The organism is Pseudomonas sp. (assembly GCF_050739655.1).
Classification (GTDB): domain Bacteria; phylum Pseudomonadota; class Gammaproteobacteria; order Pseudomonadales; family Pseudomonadaceae; genus Aquipseudomonas.
This window is the reverse complement of the sequence record NZ_JBOIBY010000618.1, coordinates 1-16,043: the sequence shown is the minus strand read 5'-3', so window position 1 is coordinate 16,043 and position 16,043 is coordinate 1. Positions and strand designations below refer to the sequence as shown.

The window sequence follows — 16,043 nt, the reverse complement described above, 5'->3', positions numbered from 1 at the left end:
AGCTCCTACAAAGGGTTCGCGTTTATTTCTTCATGATTGATGTGAACAAATCAGAATCCAGAAACCGCTGCAACCAGCCCTGTAAACGTCGATAAGGCGTCTGCGCGAACCACTCGCGATCGACATGGGCGAACTGCCGTATGAACGGCATCAACGCCACATCGGCCAGGCTGGGATGATCAGCCAGCAAATACTCGCGATCCACCAGCAGCTCCTCCAACTTGCGCAACCACAACTCACCCTCGGCCCGATAAGCCTCCATCGGTTGTTCCGGATAACGCTCGGCGTATTTGTAGCGATTCAAATGCACCTTGAACGTCTGATCGTTCTCTTTAATCAACGCGCTGATGTGCGACTGGCCTTGCGGGTTATCCTTGAGCAACCAGTCCTGCGGATCGTTCTGCGCCAATGCCCAGCGCATGATTTCCAGGCTTTCATCGATCACTCGGCCTTCTGCGCTCAGGACCGGCACCGTGCCCTTGCTCGATAGCGCGAGCATGTCTGCCGGTTTGGCTTTCAGGCTGACTTCGACGATATCTACGGCAACTCCCGCGTAACGCAGCGCCATGCGCGCCCGCATAGCGTACGGGCAGCGGCGGAAAGAGTAGAGCGTGGTCATTTCACCTCCAGCGTGCTCAAGCCGTTGCCCTGACGGCGCACCTGAATCTGCACCGGAATCCGTTCGTGCATTTCCTGCACGTGGGAAATCACTGCGACTTTACGGCCTTGTGCCTGCAAGCCATCGAGCGCGTCCATAGCCAGCTGCAGGGATTCGGGGTCGAGGCTGCCGAAGCCTTCGTCGATGAACAATGATTCGATTTTCAGCGTGCTTGAGGCCATCGATGCCAGTCCCAGCGCCAATGCCAGAGACACCAGGAACGTCTCGCCACCGGACAGCGAATGCACCGAGCGCAGTTCGTCACCCATCTCAGTGTCCATCACCAGCAAACCGAGCATGCTGCCGCCGCGCTTGAGGCGATAGCGGCGCACCAGTTGGCGCAACTGCACGTTGGCGTGATGCACCAGCAGGTCAAGGTTGTAGGCCTGGGCGATCTTGCGGAAGGTGTCGCCGGTGGCCGAGCCGATCAACGCATTCAGGCGTGCCCAGCGCTGGAACTCGGTATAGGCGTCGGCAATCTGTTGCGCCAGGGCCTGATTGGCATTTTGCCGACGTTGATCTTCGGCCTGCTCGGCGCGCAATTCGGCGCAACGGTGTTCGCTGGCGGTGAACTGAGTTTGTAGTTCTGACATGGCCGAGACGAGTTGTTCAGCGTCAAGGTTGCCGTTGCGCTGCGCTTGATGCTTAAGCAACTTCTGGTCGCGTTCCTGCAACAACACGTTGGCCTGCTCTATGGCTTTTTCGCTGTTCTGCAAGCGTTGCCGCAGTTCGCTGACCTGCTGGTCTTCGACATTCAACAGCGCGCTCAGGCCGTCATCGTCCAGTTCCGGGTGCAGGGCACGCCAGTCGTTGATCTTGCCGCTGAGGTCACGATCTTCGGTTTGCAGTGCCAGCAGGCGCTCCTGTTGTGCCTTGAGTTCAGCCGCCAGTTGCACCCGCTGCGTGCGCACACTTTGCAGTTGCTGATTGGCCGAGGCTTCGGCCGTGCGCGCCTGCTCGACGGCTTGATCCAGCTGCTGTTGCCACTGTTCGGCGCTGACGTGTTCACCGAGCAAATCGGACAGTTTCTGTTGGCAAGCCTGTTGCTGTTCAGTGAGGGCGTTCAGTTGTTGCTGCGCAACCTGCAACTGCTCGGTTCGGGACTGCTGGCGATCCTGTTCCTTTTCCAGCGTTTGCTGGCGTTGTTGCTGCTCGCCGAGTTCGTCGCGCTGCTGCTCGAGCTGATCGCGACGCTGGGTGATCTGCTGGTCAAGCTGCATGAACGTCGCGGCCGGTTCGTTGCGCAAGGCTTCGAGCGTGTCGGCTGGGAGCAGGGTGCTGAACGCTGTCAACTCTTCGTCCAGACGCTGGCGATCGCTGTCGAGTTCACGTTGCTGGTTGATCAGGTTCTGCGTCGCTTGCTGGCTCGCCGTTTCGGCGCTGCGCAATTGTTGTTGCAGGCGCGCGGCGTCCTGTTGCAGCGTCAGCAGGGCGGTTTGCCGTTGTTCATCCTGGTTGATGCTTTGGTTCAACTGGCTGTTTTGCTGAGCCAGCCAGGCATCGCGGTGAGGGGCGTCCTGGGTGAGCAATTGCGCCGCAAGGGGATGCGCCTCAAGGCTCGGCGCCAGGTTTTGCTGTTGAACCGAGAGCGCTTCCTGCTGTTGCAGCAGTTCTTTCTGCTGGGCGATCACGCCGCCAACTTCGGCACGCAGGTCGGTGAGTTTTTCCTTGAGCAGGTCGACGGTTTTTTGGGCGTTGGCCTGTTCGCTCTCATCGTGTCGGCCAAGGCTTTGCAGCAACGCCTCGGGCTGGTGATAGGGATGCTCGTTGCTGCCGCAGACCGGGCAAGGCTGGTCGTCCTGCAATTGCGCGCGCAACTCTTCGACACTGGCACTGCGCGCCAGGCGTTGGCGCTCCAGCAGTTCGCGGGTGACGCTCAGGGTTTGCTCGGCGACGGCCAGTTCATTCTTGGCCTGCACGCCGTCCTGGGTCAGGCGCTCGCGAGATTGTTGTGCACTGAGCTGGCGCTCCTGGAGCTCAGCGGTGCGCTTGTCCAGCTCTTGCTGACTGGCCCACAACCGCGTCAACTCTTCCAGGGCGCGCAGTTGCTTGCGATTGTCTTGCAGCAGGCTGCCGAGAATCTGGATCTGTTCGGCCACCGCCTCGGGTTCGGCCCCGGCCTCCTTGTACAGCACTTCCAGGTGTTGCTTCTGTGCGGACAGTTCCTCGGCGGCCTGAGCAGCACGGGTTTCGAGAGCGGCGAGTTCGGCCTGTCCTTTGTTCAAGCGATTGCCCACCAGCATCAATTGCTGCAAGCGATCACGGTAGGCATTCCAGGCGTCGCTCAACGGCGCCAGATGGGCGCTTTGCTCCAGTTCGCCGGCGATGCGCTGCAGGCGTTCGGCGACCCGTTGCTGCTGGTCGAGCAAGCCTAGTATCGCGCTGCTTCCTTGGGCACACGCTTCTTCGGCCTGTTGTTTCTGTTCTGTGCTTTGGCTGACGTCCTTGACCAGTCGGGCGAGGGTGCTTTGCTCGTCGAAGGCCTGACGCAGCAGCGGGGCGCTGGTGGCATGCTGGCGTTGGGCTTCGGCCAGTGCGGTCTGGGTTGAGCTCAAGCTTTGTTCGAGCTGAGACTGGCGCTCGGTCAGCTGGTCTTGTTGCTCGGTATGCAGCGCAATCTGATTCGCCAGCGGTGTGAGCTGTGCAGTGAGTTCGCTCTTGCGCGCGAACTGATGTCGTTGCGGTGCCAGTTGCTCCAGGCGGTTGAGCTTGAGGCGTTCGCCAGCCAGGTTTTCCCAGTGCGCCTGTGCCGATTGCAGTTGCTCGCTGGCGGCCAGTTGTTCGTCCTGCAACTGACGCAGGTCCTTGAGCCAGGTGTGCTGCAACTCCAGTTCCTTGAGCTGTGCTTGCTGGGTCTTGAGTTGTCGCTGCGCGTCATTGAAGCGCTCATCCAGCTCGGCCCGCGCTTCAGGGGCCAGTGGCGTGACGCCGCTGGCCTGGTCCTGCAGTTGTTTGTGGGCCTCGCGGGCTTCCTTGGTCTTGTCGAAGGCGCGGCGCCCCAGGCGGGTGTAGAGCGCTGTATCGGTGAGCTTTTCCAGCAGTTCGCTGCGGTCGTTATCGTCGGCCTTGAGGAAAGCGCTGAATTCGCTTTGCGCCAACAGCACGGCCCGGGTGAACTGTTCGAAGTTCAGGCCCAGCGCGGCTTCGAGTTGCGCCTTGTATTCGCCTTTCTGGCTGGCCAGCAATTGATCCTGATCGATATCGCGCAAGCTCTGGCGACTGGTTTGCAGTTTGCCGCCAGCTTTTTCTCGGGCGCGGTTAGCCTCCCAGCGCGCTCGATAACGACGGTTATCGACGCCGACGAAATCCACTTCGGCATAGCCTTCTCCGGTGCCGCGACGCAGCAGGGTGCGCGGGTCGCCGGTGCCGATTTCACCGTCGGCATCCGGCACCTTGGCGTCGCGACCGGTGTTGTTCAGGCGCGGCACGGCACCGAACAGGGCCAGGCACAGGGCATCGAGCAAGGTACTTTTGCCGGCGCCGGTTGGCCCAGTGATGGCGAACAGGCCGGCGCTGGCCAACGGTTCGGCGGTGAAGTCGATCTCAAACGGGCCGGCGAGGGACGCGAGGTTTTTCAGGCGGATCGCAAGGATTTTCATGGCTGCTCGCCCTCCATCTGCACGTCTTGCAACAGCTCGGCAAAGTCCTTGAAGGTCTGCTCGTCGACTTCGCTGCCGTAGTTATCCTGCCAGGCGCGGCGGAACAGCTCCTGTGGGGTGAGTTGGTCGAGTTCGATCAAGGTATCGCCGTCATTGGCGTCTTCGCGGTTGCCGTTGCCAGCGTATTCGGCGGCGATCCGCACCAGCCGCACGGCTTTGCCTTGCAGGGCCGTTTCAATCTGGTTGCGCAGATCGGGCTGAGGCTCGTCCAGGCGAACCCGCACTTCCAGCCAGGGTTGACGCTGGTAGTCGGCCAGCAGGTCGATATTCGGTAGATCGGCCAGTTGCAGCAGGATGTCCGCCAGTGGTGCCGGGCCGATGCGTTGCAGATTGACTGCGCGGGGAATGAGTTTGGGTTCGACGCTGAGCAGGGTTTCGCCATCGAGCTTGATGTCGAGAATCTGGTGTTGATAGCCGATCTCGGAGAACGACAGCGGAATCGGCGAGCCGCTGTAGCGAATGCGTTCTTCCCCGTTGACCTTCTGCGGCTTGTGCAAATGACCGAGGGCGACATAGCTGATGCTTGGCCCGAACAGGCTCGCCGGCAGGGCTTCGGCATTGCCGATGATCAGGCTGCGCTCGGAGTCCTCCGACACCGAACCGCCGGCCATATGCGCATGGCTGATGGCGATCAAGGCCTGGCCCGGCTGGCGCTTGGCATTAGCCGCCTCGATCAGCCATTCATGTACCTGGCCGATACCGCGCAGGTAGTTGTCGCCCAGATGCGCGCCGGTCACTTCGGCCGGGCGCAGGAACGGCAGCGCCAGGCACCAGCCAGCGACTTCACCGCTGGCATTGGGCAGTGGAAGCAACAGGCGCTCGGCATCGAGCTGCCCATCGTCCAGCCACAGCACCCGGCCCAGCGCATGGGTACGCAAACGGCGCATCAAGGGCGCGGGCAGTTCGATCCGCGAACCGGAATCGTGGTTGCCTGCAATCATCACGATGGTCAGCAACGGCTGCTGCTCATGGGCGCTGACGATAAAGTCGTAAAGGCGTTCCTGGGCTTTGACCGGCGGGTTGACCGTGTCAAAGATATCGCCGGCGATCAGTAGTACATCAGGCTGATCCAGTTTCAGCTGGCGCAGCAGCCAGTCAAGAAAGCAGCCGTGCTCAAAATCGCGATCCTGGCCATGCAGGTTTTGCCCCAGGTGCCAGTCGGAGGTGTGGAACAGACGCAAGGCGGACTCCGCAAGGAAATAGGTAATGGCCGCGTGAAAGATGAAGGCGGCGAAAGGGGAGAGAGTTTACTGGCAAAAGGTTGGGAATGCAGAGGGCAAAAAGCTATCTGCGACAGTTTGGCGATGGCTGTGGTGAATGTAAGGCCGCCATCGCTGGCAAACCAGCTCCCACAGGATTAGTGGCGTTCGCAGATTTTGTGTTCTACACGAACACTGTGGGAGCTGGCTTGCCAGCGAAGGCGGTAGACCAGTCAACATTGTCGGTGACTGACACTCCCTCATCGCTGGCAGGCCAGCTCCCACAGGTTTAGTGGTGTTCGCAGATCTTGAGTTCGACACGGACACTGTAGGAGCTGGCTTGCCAGCGAAAATCGTCAACGATAACGCGTTAATCCTGATGCCCCGCAGCGGCCTCGGGCTTTTCGCTGGCAAGCCAGCTCCTACACGGTATGTAGATCAAGGTAGGAAACGTCCCAAACTGCGATCTTTCGACCTCGTGGTTGGTAGAGACGCGAACCTGGTCGAGATACATTGGCCCTCAAGACGTCTGCTGTTGAGGATGGGCCAATCATTCAAGGAAGCGTAATGACTCAACGGTTACTCCAACTTGATCAAGTGTCGTTCAACCTGCCAGACGGGCGCGTGCTGTTGGATCACTTGAACCACTCCTTCAGTACCAGGGCCACGGGAATCGTCGGCGCCAATGGCTGTGGCAAGTCCTTGCTTGGCCGGCTCCTGACGGGGGAGCAACTGCCCACCAGCGGCATCGTCCGTCGCGAAGGGCGAGTTTACTTCGTGGCGCAGTTACTGGAACCGGAGCGCTATCCCAGCGTTGCCGCGCTGGCCGGGGTCGACCATATTCTGGCGGCGCTTGCGCGCATTGCCCAAGGCAGTGTTGACGATGACGACCATTCGCTGGCGGTCGACCAATGGGATTGTGCCGCACGCCTTGAGGCGGAGTTGCAGCAGATTGGCCTGGGGCATTTGAATGCCGAGGCGCCCACTGACGCACTCAGTGGTGGCGAACGGCAACGGGTGGCGCTGCTGGGAGCGTGGTTATCCAGGGCCGACTGGCTCATTCTGGATGAGCCCAGCAACCATCTGGATATCGATCAGCAACAAATACTCGCGCAGCAGATCGATCGTTGGCCCAACGGTCTGGTGTTGATCAGCCATGACCGCCACCTTTTGGAGCACGTAGATGAAATCGTCGAGCTTTCACCCTTAGGGCTGGCGGCTTATGGCGGCAACTACAGTCAGTATGAGGCGACACGGGAACTAGAACAGCAGGCGTTCCGATCGGCATTGCAAGGGGAGCGGGCGCAGGCCAGGCGCGAACAACGTGAGATGGTCGTGCAGATGGAGCGTCAGCAACGGCGTAATGCCCGCGGCGACCGTCAGGCTCGCGATGGCAGCCAAACAAAGCTGATCACCAACGCCCAGAAAGAACGCAGCGAAAACAGTCAGGGAAAATTGCGCCTGAACCAACAAGTGGCCCGGGAGCAGCAGCAACAACGGATTGCCGATGCCCGTGCACGGTGTGCGTCTGACATTCAACGCATGATGTTGTCCCCGGAGAGCGTGGTGCCCAAAGGCAAGCTGATTGTGCAGCTCAACGACGTGATTCTCCCGTTCGGTTACTCAATGCCGGTCAATCTGACGCTGACGGGGCCTTCCCGAATGTCAATCCTGGGCGCGAACGGCAGCGGCAAGTCGACCTTGTTGCGCGTGATCGCCGGCCAACTGCCGGTGCGCGAAGGTGAAGTCATCCGCAGTTGTCATGTCGGTTGGCTGGATCAACACGCCGGGTTGCAGTATCCCGAGCGCACTGCGGTGCAATGGCTCTACGAGAGTAATCCGCAACTGCCCGAGGCCGAGGCGCGTACTCGCTTGGCGCAAATGGGGATTGATGCGGGTCGCGTGATGCTCAATACCTGCCAGTTGAGTGGCGGCGAACGCCTGAAAATAGCCTTGGCTGCGCAGTTGTATGCACAGTGTCCACCGCAATTGCTATTGCTCGACGAGCCGGATAACCACCTGGACCTGCCCAGCAAAATCGCGCTGGAACAGATGCTCAATCAGTACCAGGGGGCATTGATCGTGGTCTCCCATGACAGCGCATTTTTAAAGGCGATTTGCCTGGACGCCGAATTTGATCTCAACGCCCAGTAATCGTCACTTCGGATAAAGCGGCGGCAACCCACTCTCACCCGACGAATCCTGAACCCGCTCAGCAATCGGAATCGTGCGAATCGCTCGCCACAACTCCTCACCTTGCCAATGCTGGCCAGCCTCGCTGTATAGCGCGCCGTTCAAACCGTCCAGCGCGTCAGACAGCGGTACAAAGCGGGCGGCCATGTCGGCCAGGGTTTCCGGTTGTTGCCGGGCCCAGGCATCGAGTGCCTGGCGGGTGGCGTGGGGGTCGTTGGCCTGGCAGGCGCGCTTGAGGTCGTCGAGCACGGTGCGCGGGCTCGGGCCTGTTTGGGCTGCGCGCAGGATTGCCGGTTGCCAGCGTGCTCGCCACCACAGTCCGAAGCCCAGCAGGGTGGTGCAAGCCAGGATCAGGGTGCTGAGTTTCCAGCGCCACAGGGTATCGCTCTCGGCTGTCGCATTGATTGGGGAGGCGCCGGGTGGGGTGTCGATCATCAGACTTGGGTTGGCCGCCACCTGTAGGGTTCGGGCGGGCAGGCTGCTGTGTTCCAGGTGATCTTCGAACGTGTTCCACCAGACCACTTCGACCGCTGGCAAGTCGATAGCGCCACTGCGGGATGGCACCAAGGCTTCTCTGTCTTCACGGCTACCCTCCAGGCCGCGCTCGCTGTTTTGATTGCCCAGCACCGGTTGGTCCGGATAGCGCCGCAGGCCGTTCACTTCGGTGCCTGGCAGGGGTGGCAGTTGTGAGCTGGACAGGCCCTCGGCCTTGACGGTCAGGCTGCGGGTCAGCGAATCACCAACTTGAACCTGCTCCGGGTCCGGGTTCCAGCTCTCGCTCAGGGTCAGGCTGCGAGCCGGAAGCCACGGCAGGTCGGCGGGGTAGGCGATGGGTTTGGCCTTGACCGTCAGCAGCATTTCGGCCGAGCTGACGCGCATCAGCTTGCCGGATTTCGGCGACTGGGATGCAGCGTCCTTGGCAGGTGCTGCGTCCACCAGCGCGGCATTGAAGATCTGCCCCGGAATGATCAGTTCACCGCTGTGCTGCGGATAGATCGCGTAGCGCATTTCGATCACGCCGTGGCGCACGCCATTGATGTCTTTTTCGTAGGTGCGCGACTCGCCCAACTGTTCAATGCGGGCATCGGGAATCTGCAACGGCGGCAAGCTGCTGTCATCGTACAGCGACACCGAATGGTAGATACGCAAGGTCAGGATCGCCTGGGCCTGTACGTAAACGGCGGTTTGATCGAGGCTGGCGTCGATGAATACCGCGGCCTGTTTGTTCGGGGTGTTCTGGGTTTCGCTCTGGACCACTTGCACGGTGATCGGCTGGCTCTGTACGTCGCCGAGTTTCAATGAAGGAATCTCGACGCTGCCGTTTTGCAGTGGCAAAAGGGTGACGATCCAGCGGGTTGTGGCGCGATTGTCACCGTTGAGGGTGTTCAACTGGTTGACCTGGCGGGTACCGCGCACTTCGAACAGCGGTTCCAGCGGGGTCAGGTCGGGTTTGCCGAACTGGGTCACGTCGTTGGATTCCAGGGTCAGCTCGACCGTCTCGCCGGAGTTCAGGTGCGTGCGATCGACACTGGCAACCAGCTCGGCGGCCTGGGCCTGGAGGGCGCAGACCAGCAAGGCGGGCACTGGCGCGAGCATGAAGGCGGTGAAGCGGGTCATCGAGTTTTTCCCTGATCCTGATGTTGTTGCTGTTCGTACCAGAATTTACGTCGGAGCAATTCCCCCGGGTCATCCGGGATCTGCCGAAGCCATTGCTCCAGCGCCTGCTGCTGTTCACCCTCGATGCTGTCGCTGGCGGGACGCATGGGCGGGGTGGTGTGTTGTTCGTCACCCAGTTCACTGCCCGGCACTTCGTTGGTGCCGGGGCGCGGTGGTGTGGTTGACGCTTGCTCGGTGTCGTGGCTGGCCTGCTGGTCGGCGGCTTTCGGTTCGCCGCTGCTCGACGGTTGCTCCGCAGCGCTGGGCGATGGCTCTTGTTCATCGGGCGTCGCGGCTTCGTCGGCCGTTTTTTCCTGCTCGGCGGGCGGGGTGTTTTTCTGCTTGAGCAGACTTTCCACCAGGGTCTTGTTGGTCAGCGCCGGACGCAAATCCGGTTGGCGTTCAAGGGCCTGTTCGTAAGCATCCAGCGCCGCCTCCAGTTCACCGCTTTTCGCCAGGGCATTACCACGATTGTAGTGGGCATGGGCGTCGTTGCCTTCGGCGAAGCGCTGGGCGGCGGCGCTATAGTCGCCCGCCTCATAAAGTGCCACGCCTTGCCACTGGTGATCTTCGAAGTGCTGCGCCGCCTCGGCCGGGCGTTTTTGCTTGAGCAGACGGATGCCCTGTTGGTCGGGGCGCAGCCACAAATCCTGGAATTCGAAGGCATGGCTTGGTTGTGGCAGCGCCAGTAGCAGCGGCAAGCAGAGCAACCAGCCACGACGACCCGCGCAGGCCGCCAGCAGCAATAGCGGCAACAGAAGCCAGTAACCTTGATCGGCCCAGCTGTCCAGAAGCAAAGTCTGGCCGTCGTCGCGCAGATGACGCGGGCCATCGAGCAAACCCAGCGCACGCAGATCGCTGTCACTCAGGCGGGCATGGCGATAACGTCCGTCCAGATCGTTGGCGAAAGCCTTCAGGCCAGCGTCGTCCAGATGCGGCACCAGAATCGCACCCTGTTCGTCTTTGAGGAAACTGCCATCTTCCTGAGTGATGGGCGCACCTTCGGCGGTACCGATGCCGAGCATCAGAAACTGCGTTGATTTACCGCCTAACGCTTGGCGAATGCCCTGGCGTTCGGTTTCGGTGAGGGATGAGCCGATCAGCAGGATGCGGCCGTCGCCCAGCGCAGCTTGCTCCAGCAATTTCAGGGCCTTGGCCACCGCCAGGTCGGCGCGATGGCCGGCTTCGGGCATCAGCGACGGTTTAAGCGCATCCAGCAAATTGCGGCTGGTGGACAGGTCGTCCGACAGTGGCACCAGCGTATGCGCACTTCCGGCGTAGACCACAATGGCGGTCTGCGCGTCGCTGCGGTTTTGCAGCAGGTCGAGCAGCTTGCGCCGGGCCTGTTCCAGCCGGTTGGGTGGCACATCGGTGGCGAGCATTTCCGGGGTCAGCTCAAGGATGACCACCAGCGGGTCGGCGGGTTTCTGGCTCATTTGCTCGACCCGCGACCAGCCCGGCCCTAACAGCGCAAGGACGGTCAATAGCCAGGCCACACCCAGTGCAACCCAGGGCAGTTTGCTGTCGCGACCCGAACCACCTTTGAGCAACGCAGCATGAAATGCCGGCGGCAAAATCATCTGCCAGCGGCCCGCGCGCTTTTGGCGGTGCCAGAGTTGCCAAAGCAACCAGCCCAGCAGCGGCAGCAACAACAGCCACCACGGGCGGAACCAGTACGGCCAGAGCGCGCTCATCGGCGCCTCCGCAAGCGCAGGCGTTTAAGGCGCTGGCGCCAGTCAGGCAATTGCGTTTGCAAGAACAGGTCCTTGGTAAACAGGCGTTGCAGTGGGTTGTCCGGCCACAGCTCGCGGGCCACCAACAGCATGCTCATCAAGAGCGCGAGAGCCAGTGGCCAGTGATACAGCGCCTCGGCGGGGCGGGCCTGGGTCGGTTGCTGGGTCACAGGCTCGAGTTGGTCGAGGGTCTCCTTGATCGCTTGCAGTTCCTTGCCATCGTGGGCCCGGAAATACTGGCCACCCGTTGCATCAGCGATGGCCATCAGCGAAGGCTCATCCAGATCCAGGCTCGGATTGATGCCGAGAAAACCCAGGGTGCCGCTTTCCTCCGGGTTGGCGCCGATGCCAATCGTGTAGATTTTCACGCCTTCCCTGGCCGCCAGGCGCGCTGCCGTGAGCGGGTCGATCTCGCCGCCGTTGTTGGCGCCGTCAGTCACCAGGATCAGCACGCGGCTTTGCGCCGGGCGTTGTCGCAGGCGCTTGATGGCCAGGCCAATGGCGTCGCCAATGGCGGTGTTCTTGCCGGCGATGCCGATACGCGCTTCGTCCAGCCAGACGCGCACCGTGCGCCGGTCAAAGGTCAGCGGTGCCTGCAGATATGCCCGGCTGCCAAACAGGATCAGGCCGACCCGATCACCTTCACGGCCTTCGAGGAAGTCACCGAGCAAATGCTGGACCAGCGTCAGGCGGCTGACGTCTTCTTCCTGCCACTGCATGTCGGGGAAGTCCATGGACCCGGAAACGTCGACGGCAACCAACAGGTCGCGACCACTGGCGGCAATCGGCAATGGCTCGCCGAGCCATTGCGGGCGCGCAGCGGCGGTGAGCAGCATCAACCACAGCAGCAGGAACGGCGCCTGTTGGCGCCAGGCCGGGAGATTGGCCCGGGCACGGCGTCGGGTCAGTCCTTCGAGGTCGGCGAGGAAGCTGACCTTGAGCGCCGGCTCACCACTGTCGGCCACCGGCAGCACGATGCGCATCAGCCACGGCAAGGGCAGCAGCGCGAAGATCCACGGCCAGGCGAACTCAAACATGTTTGCGAATCCAGGTATCGACCGCCTGGGTCAGGCCGGCGATCGCCTTGTCGTCGAGCTTGCATTCAGGTTTGTAGGCGCCCTCGACCAAGACCATCCAGCGGGTCAGGCCGGCGGCCGGGCAACGGTTGTCGAGGAACGCCAGCCATTTTCGCCCGTTGAGGGTATGGCTCTGGCTATAGGGATAATGGTTACGACAAAGACGCTTGAGCAGGCCGTTGAGTTGTTGCAGCCAAGCGCCGGCCGGTGCGCCGTCATAGGGTTTGGGCAGCGACGCCAATTCCGCCAGCGCAGCGACGCGCACCGGATCAAGGGGCTGTTCGGCGCGCACCACGGGCTGTTTGTTGGGGATGAAATGCCGCAACTTCCACACGCCAAAACCGATGATAGGCAGCAACAAGAACAGCAACCACCAGCCCGGCGCCGGAGGCCAGAAACCGATCTGCGGGGGCGAGATCAGAGGTTGTAGCTGATCGAGACTGTTCATCGACCTTTCCCCGGTTTCTGCGGGTTCAGGTATTCGCGCAGTTGCTCGACCATTTCGCTCTGGGTGCTCAAGGGCATCAGCAATACCCGCAGCTTTTGCGCGAGCAATTCCCAACGTGCGATGCGGGTTTCAGCCTGGGCACGGTACGTCTGGCGCAGGTCAAAATTGAGCGTGTCGAGCTCCAGTTGTGCGCCGCGTTCGGCAAAGCGCAGCAGCCCGGCGGCGGGCAGGGCATGATCCAGAGGATCGGACAGCGGCAGCAGCAACAAATCGCAATGGCGCGACAACAAGCTTAGCTGTTGCTCGGCGCTCTCGGACAGGGCGCGCTCATCGCAAATCACGATGACCAGGCTGCCGGGACGTAACACTTCCCGGGCGCGGCGCAAGGAGATGCCGAACGCGTCACGATCCGGCTCGCTTTCGGTGTGCAGCGAGTGGTTGACCCGCACCAGACGGTTAAGCAGCTGCAACAGGCTTTGCTTGCTGCGTCGGGGTTTGATTTCGTAATGCTCGTTGTCGCCGAACACCAGCCCGCCAACACGATCGTTGTGGCCCAATGCGGCCCAGCCGATCAATGCCGCCGCTTGGGCAGCGAGTACGGATTTGAACATCAGCCCCGAGCCGAAAAATAGCCGTCGGCTTTGCTCGACCATGATGAAAATCGGCCGCTCGCGTTCTTCATGGAACAGCTTGGTGTGAGGTTCCTGTGTGCGTGCGGTGACGCGCCAGTCGATGGTCCGCACGTCGTCGCCAGCCTGATAGACCCGCACCTGATCGAAGTCCACACCACGGCCACGCAGCTTGGAGTGGTGCAGGCCGATCAACGGGCTGCGCTGGCTCGGTGTGGAAAACAGCTGCACTTCGCGCACGCGATGGCGCATCTCGATCAGCTCGGCCAGCGTGATGCGCACGCCCGGTTGGGCCGGCAGGATAACGTTCATCGGACTCAAGCGACGGCTACGACGTCGAGAATCCGCTGGACGACCCGGTCCTGATCGATGCCAGCGGCTTCGGCTTCAAAGGAAAGAATGATGCGGTGGCGCAACACATCGAACAGCACCGCCTGAATATCCTCCGGGCTGACGAAGTCACGCCCGGCGAGCCAGGCGTGGGCACGGGCACAACGGTCAAGGGCGATGGAGCCACGAGGGCTGGCGCCATAGGCGATCCATTCGGCCATTTCCGGGTCGAATTTGGCCGGGTTGCGCGTGGCCATGACCAGCTGCACCAGGTATTCCTCCACGGCATCGGCCATGTACAAACCGAGGATTTCCTTGCGAGCGGCAAAAATCGCCTGTTGGCTGACCCGACGCTCGGGCTTGGCTTCGCCGTTCAAGGCTTCGCCACGGGCTTGCTGCAGGATGCGGCGTTCGACCGCAGCGTCCGGGAAGCCGATTTTGACGTGCAACAGGAAGCGGTCGAGCTGGGCTTCCGGCAGCGGGTAGGTGCCTTCCTGCTCGATGGGGTTCTGCGTGGCCATCACCAGGAACAACGGCGACAGCTCATAGGTGCTGCGCCCGACACTGACCTGGCGCTCGGCCATCGCTTCGAGCAGCGCCGACTGAACCTTGGCCGGGGCACGGTTGATTTCGTCCGCCAACACCAGGTTATGGAAGATCGGGCCTTGCTGGAACACGAAGCTGCCGGTTTCCGGGCGATAGATTTCCGTACCGGTGATATCGGCAGGCAACAGGTCGGGGGTGAACTGGATACGGTGGAACTGGGCCTCGACGCCTTCGGCGAGTTCTTTGATGGCCTTGGTCTTGGCCAGGCCAGGAGCACCCTCGACCAGCATGTGGCCGTCGGCAAGCAGGGCGATGAGCAAGCGCTCGATGAGCTTTTCCTGGCCGAGAATCTGCGTTGAAAGAAAGGTTCGCAGCGCTAGCAGCGCTTCACGATGTTCCATCGATGACTGTTCCTGGAAAAAGATGGCCGAGGTCATTTGTAAACGCCGGGGCTGGGGGCGTTACTTTAATCCATCGCGGGGTGCGGCGACTAACGGCATTTTGTGGAAAGTGCGGGAGATGGCTGGGAGATAGGGCGGATTTTGTAGGCGCAACAGTCTTGAGGTGACGGTCAGGGCCTCATCGCTGGCAAGCCAGCTCCCACAGGTATTGGCGGTGTACATGCAATCTGAGCAATGCATCGCTCATGGCATTTTGTGCAAAGTAGGGAAATGAGTAGGAGATTTGTTGGCATTTATAGGGCAACGGTCTAGAGGTAACGGTCAGGGCCTCATCGCTGGCAGGCCAGCTCCCACAGGTATTGGCGGTGTACATGCAATCTGAGCAATGCATCGGTCATGGCATTTTGTGCAAAGTAGGGAAATGAGTAGGAGATTGGTTGGATTTTTGTGGGGCAACGGTCTTGAGGTGACTGTCAGGGCCTCATCGCTGGCAGGCCAGCTCCCACAGGTATTGGAGGAGTACATGCAATCTATGCACAACTCGGTCCCGGTGGGAGCTGGCTTGCCAGCGATGAAGCCGGTCCAGACACCATCAAGGCTGGCTGATATAAGTCCCGGTACCGTCAAGAATGTTCTTCAGGGTTTCTTCAACTTCCGCCAGATCGACCATGTCCGGGTTGAAGGTGATCTCCAGCAAGTCATCACCATTGAGCGCATCGGCATCGGTGGCTGCGATTTCGATCTTCAGCAGGGTAGGGCTCAACGTCACTTTCACGCCGTCCAGGGTCGAAGGCTCGCCATCCAGGGTGATTTCCAGCTCGTCTTCGTCCGGATAGCGGCTCATCAGGAACATTTCGCCCTTTTCGCTATGGCAGCAGAGCATGGCCATGTTGTCTTCTTCGTCGTCGCACGGGTTGACGATCAAGAGGGCGGTGGTCATTTGCATGGGTAATTCCTGGCTCGGCGAGCGTTGTGGAGGCGTATAAAGCGCGATTCTGCCAGCCCTTGCCTGTTTATGCTCGTTCGAGTGTGAACGACCAACGTGTTGCTGGTCACTTCTGGTACGGGAGTGCCGTAAAAAAGGCCATAAAACGCCCAGAATTCCTCATGGCTGCTAGTGTTAACCGATGCGCCGCCATCCAGCAGCGTACCGTTGACCGAATATGTCGCAGCACCGCAAGAACGGGCCTTGCCGCACTGGTTAAGCTGCGCAACGGATGAGCACCTGTAAAGGCATTGCGCTGAGCGCAGCCCAGTCGCTTTTGCAGATGCCCATTCACGGAAGGTGAATGTGACCCGAGTGTCTCGTCCAGCTTCACCCACCTGTCACCCTGTTTCCTCTGCCCGAGAATCAGGAACCGGGTGACGGGATGCCCCGAAAGGGGCGATGCACGCGACGCTTCCATCAATAACAAGCCCAAGCGGAGTACCACAGATGGCGTTCTTCACCGCAGCCAGCAAAGCCGACTTCCAGCACCAACTGCAAGCGGCACTGGCGCAGCACATCAGTGAACA

Annotated in this window: 12 protein-coding genes; 2 read left to right on the top strand and 10 right to left on the bottom strand. The window is 61.0% G+C overall.

Features of this window, described 5'->3' with window-relative positions; translation table 11 throughout:
- Positions 1 to 22 precede the first annotated feature (22 nt).
- Genes ACRESJ_RS29550 through ACRESJ_RS29540 form a run of 3 tightly spaced genes read right to left on the bottom strand, consistent with a single transcriptional unit; the run spans position 23 to position 5,498 of the window.
- Complete coding sequence (locus tag ACRESJ_RS29550) at positions 23 to 619, bottom strand: glutathione S-transferase (protein ID WP_431761043.1); 597 nt, start codon at positions 617 to 619, stop codon at positions 23 to 25.
- Positions 616 to 4,257: an AAA family ATPase gene (locus ACRESJ_RS29545; protein ID WP_431761042.1), complete on the bottom strand. Its 3,642-nt coding sequence runs from the start codon at positions 4,255 to 4,257 to the stop codon at positions 616 to 618. The genes ACRESJ_RS29550 and ACRESJ_RS29545 overlap by 4 nt, the downstream gene beginning before the upstream one ends.
- Positions 4,254 to 5,498 (bottom strand): exonuclease SbcCD subunit D C-terminal domain-containing protein, encoded by a 1,245-nt coding sequence (locus ACRESJ_RS29540; RefSeq protein ID WP_431761041.1) that lies wholly within the window; start codon positions 5,496 to 5,498, stop codon positions 4,254 to 4,256. Before ACRESJ_RS29540 ends, ACRESJ_RS29545 begins: the two co-directional genes overlap by 4 nt.
- Positions 5,499 to 6,083: 585 nt before the next feature.
- Here ACRESJ_RS29540 and ACRESJ_RS29535 point away from each other — a divergent pair.
- Positions 6,084 to 7,670 carry an ABC-F family ATP-binding cassette domain-containing protein gene (locus ACRESJ_RS29535; protein ID WP_431761040.1) on the top strand — a complete coding sequence of 529 codons (1,587 nt, stop codon included), beginning with the start codon at positions 6,084 to 6,086 and terminating at the stop codon, positions 7,668 to 7,670.
- A 3-nt stretch (positions 7,671 to 7,673) separates the two neighbouring features.
- Here ACRESJ_RS29535 and ACRESJ_RS29530 read toward each other — a convergent pair whose 3' ends face one another.
- The 7 genes from ACRESJ_RS29530 to ACRESJ_RS29500 form a co-directional block, all read right to left on the bottom strand.
- Positions 7,674 to 9,326 (bottom strand): BatD family protein, encoded by a 1,653-nt coding sequence (locus tag ACRESJ_RS29530; RefSeq protein WP_431761039.1) that lies wholly within the window; start codon positions 9,324 to 9,326, stop codon positions 7,674 to 7,676.
- Positions 9,323 to 11,059 (bottom strand): VWA domain-containing protein, encoded by a 1,737-nt coding sequence (locus ACRESJ_RS29525; protein WP_431761038.1) that lies wholly within the window; start codon positions 11,057 to 11,059, stop codon positions 9,323 to 9,325. Before ACRESJ_RS29525 ends, ACRESJ_RS29530 begins: the two co-directional genes overlap by 4 nt.
- Positions 11,056 to 12,135, bottom strand: coding sequence for a vWA domain-containing protein (locus ACRESJ_RS29520; protein ID WP_431761037.1), 1,080 nt, complete (start codon positions 12,133 to 12,135; stop codon positions 11,056 to 11,058). The genes ACRESJ_RS29525 and ACRESJ_RS29520 overlap by 4 nt, the downstream gene beginning before the upstream one ends.
- Complete coding sequence (locus tag ACRESJ_RS29515; protein ID WP_431761036.1) at positions 12,128 to 12,622, bottom strand: DUF4381 domain-containing protein; 495 nt, start codon at positions 12,620 to 12,622, stop codon at positions 12,128 to 12,130. Before ACRESJ_RS29515 ends, ACRESJ_RS29520 begins: the two co-directional genes overlap by 8 nt.
- Positions 12,619 to 13,563 carry a DUF58 domain-containing protein gene (locus ACRESJ_RS29510; protein ID WP_431761035.1) on the bottom strand — a complete coding sequence of 315 codons (945 nt, stop codon included), beginning with the start codon at positions 13,561 to 13,563 and terminating at the stop codon, positions 12,619 to 12,621. The genes ACRESJ_RS29515 and ACRESJ_RS29510 overlap by 4 nt, the downstream gene beginning before the upstream one ends.
- Before the next feature lie 5 nt (positions 13,564 to 13,568).
- Complete coding sequence (locus ACRESJ_RS29505; protein ID WP_431761044.1) at positions 13,569 to 14,528, bottom strand: AAA family ATPase; 960 nt, start codon at positions 14,526 to 14,528, stop codon at positions 13,569 to 13,571.
- A 592-nt stretch (positions 14,529 to 15,120) separates the two neighbouring features.
- A complete protein-coding gene (locus ACRESJ_RS29500) occupies positions 15,121 to 15,474 on the bottom strand; it encodes a hypothetical protein (RefSeq protein ID WP_431761034.1) in 354 nt (117 codons plus the stop codon).
- 489 nt (positions 15,475 to 15,963) lie between these two features.
- Here ACRESJ_RS29500 and ACRESJ_RS29495 point away from each other — a divergent pair.
- Positions 15,964 to 16,043: hypothetical protein (locus tag ACRESJ_RS29495; RefSeq protein WP_431759998.1), on the top strand; the 80-nt coding region annotated here is incomplete at its 3' end.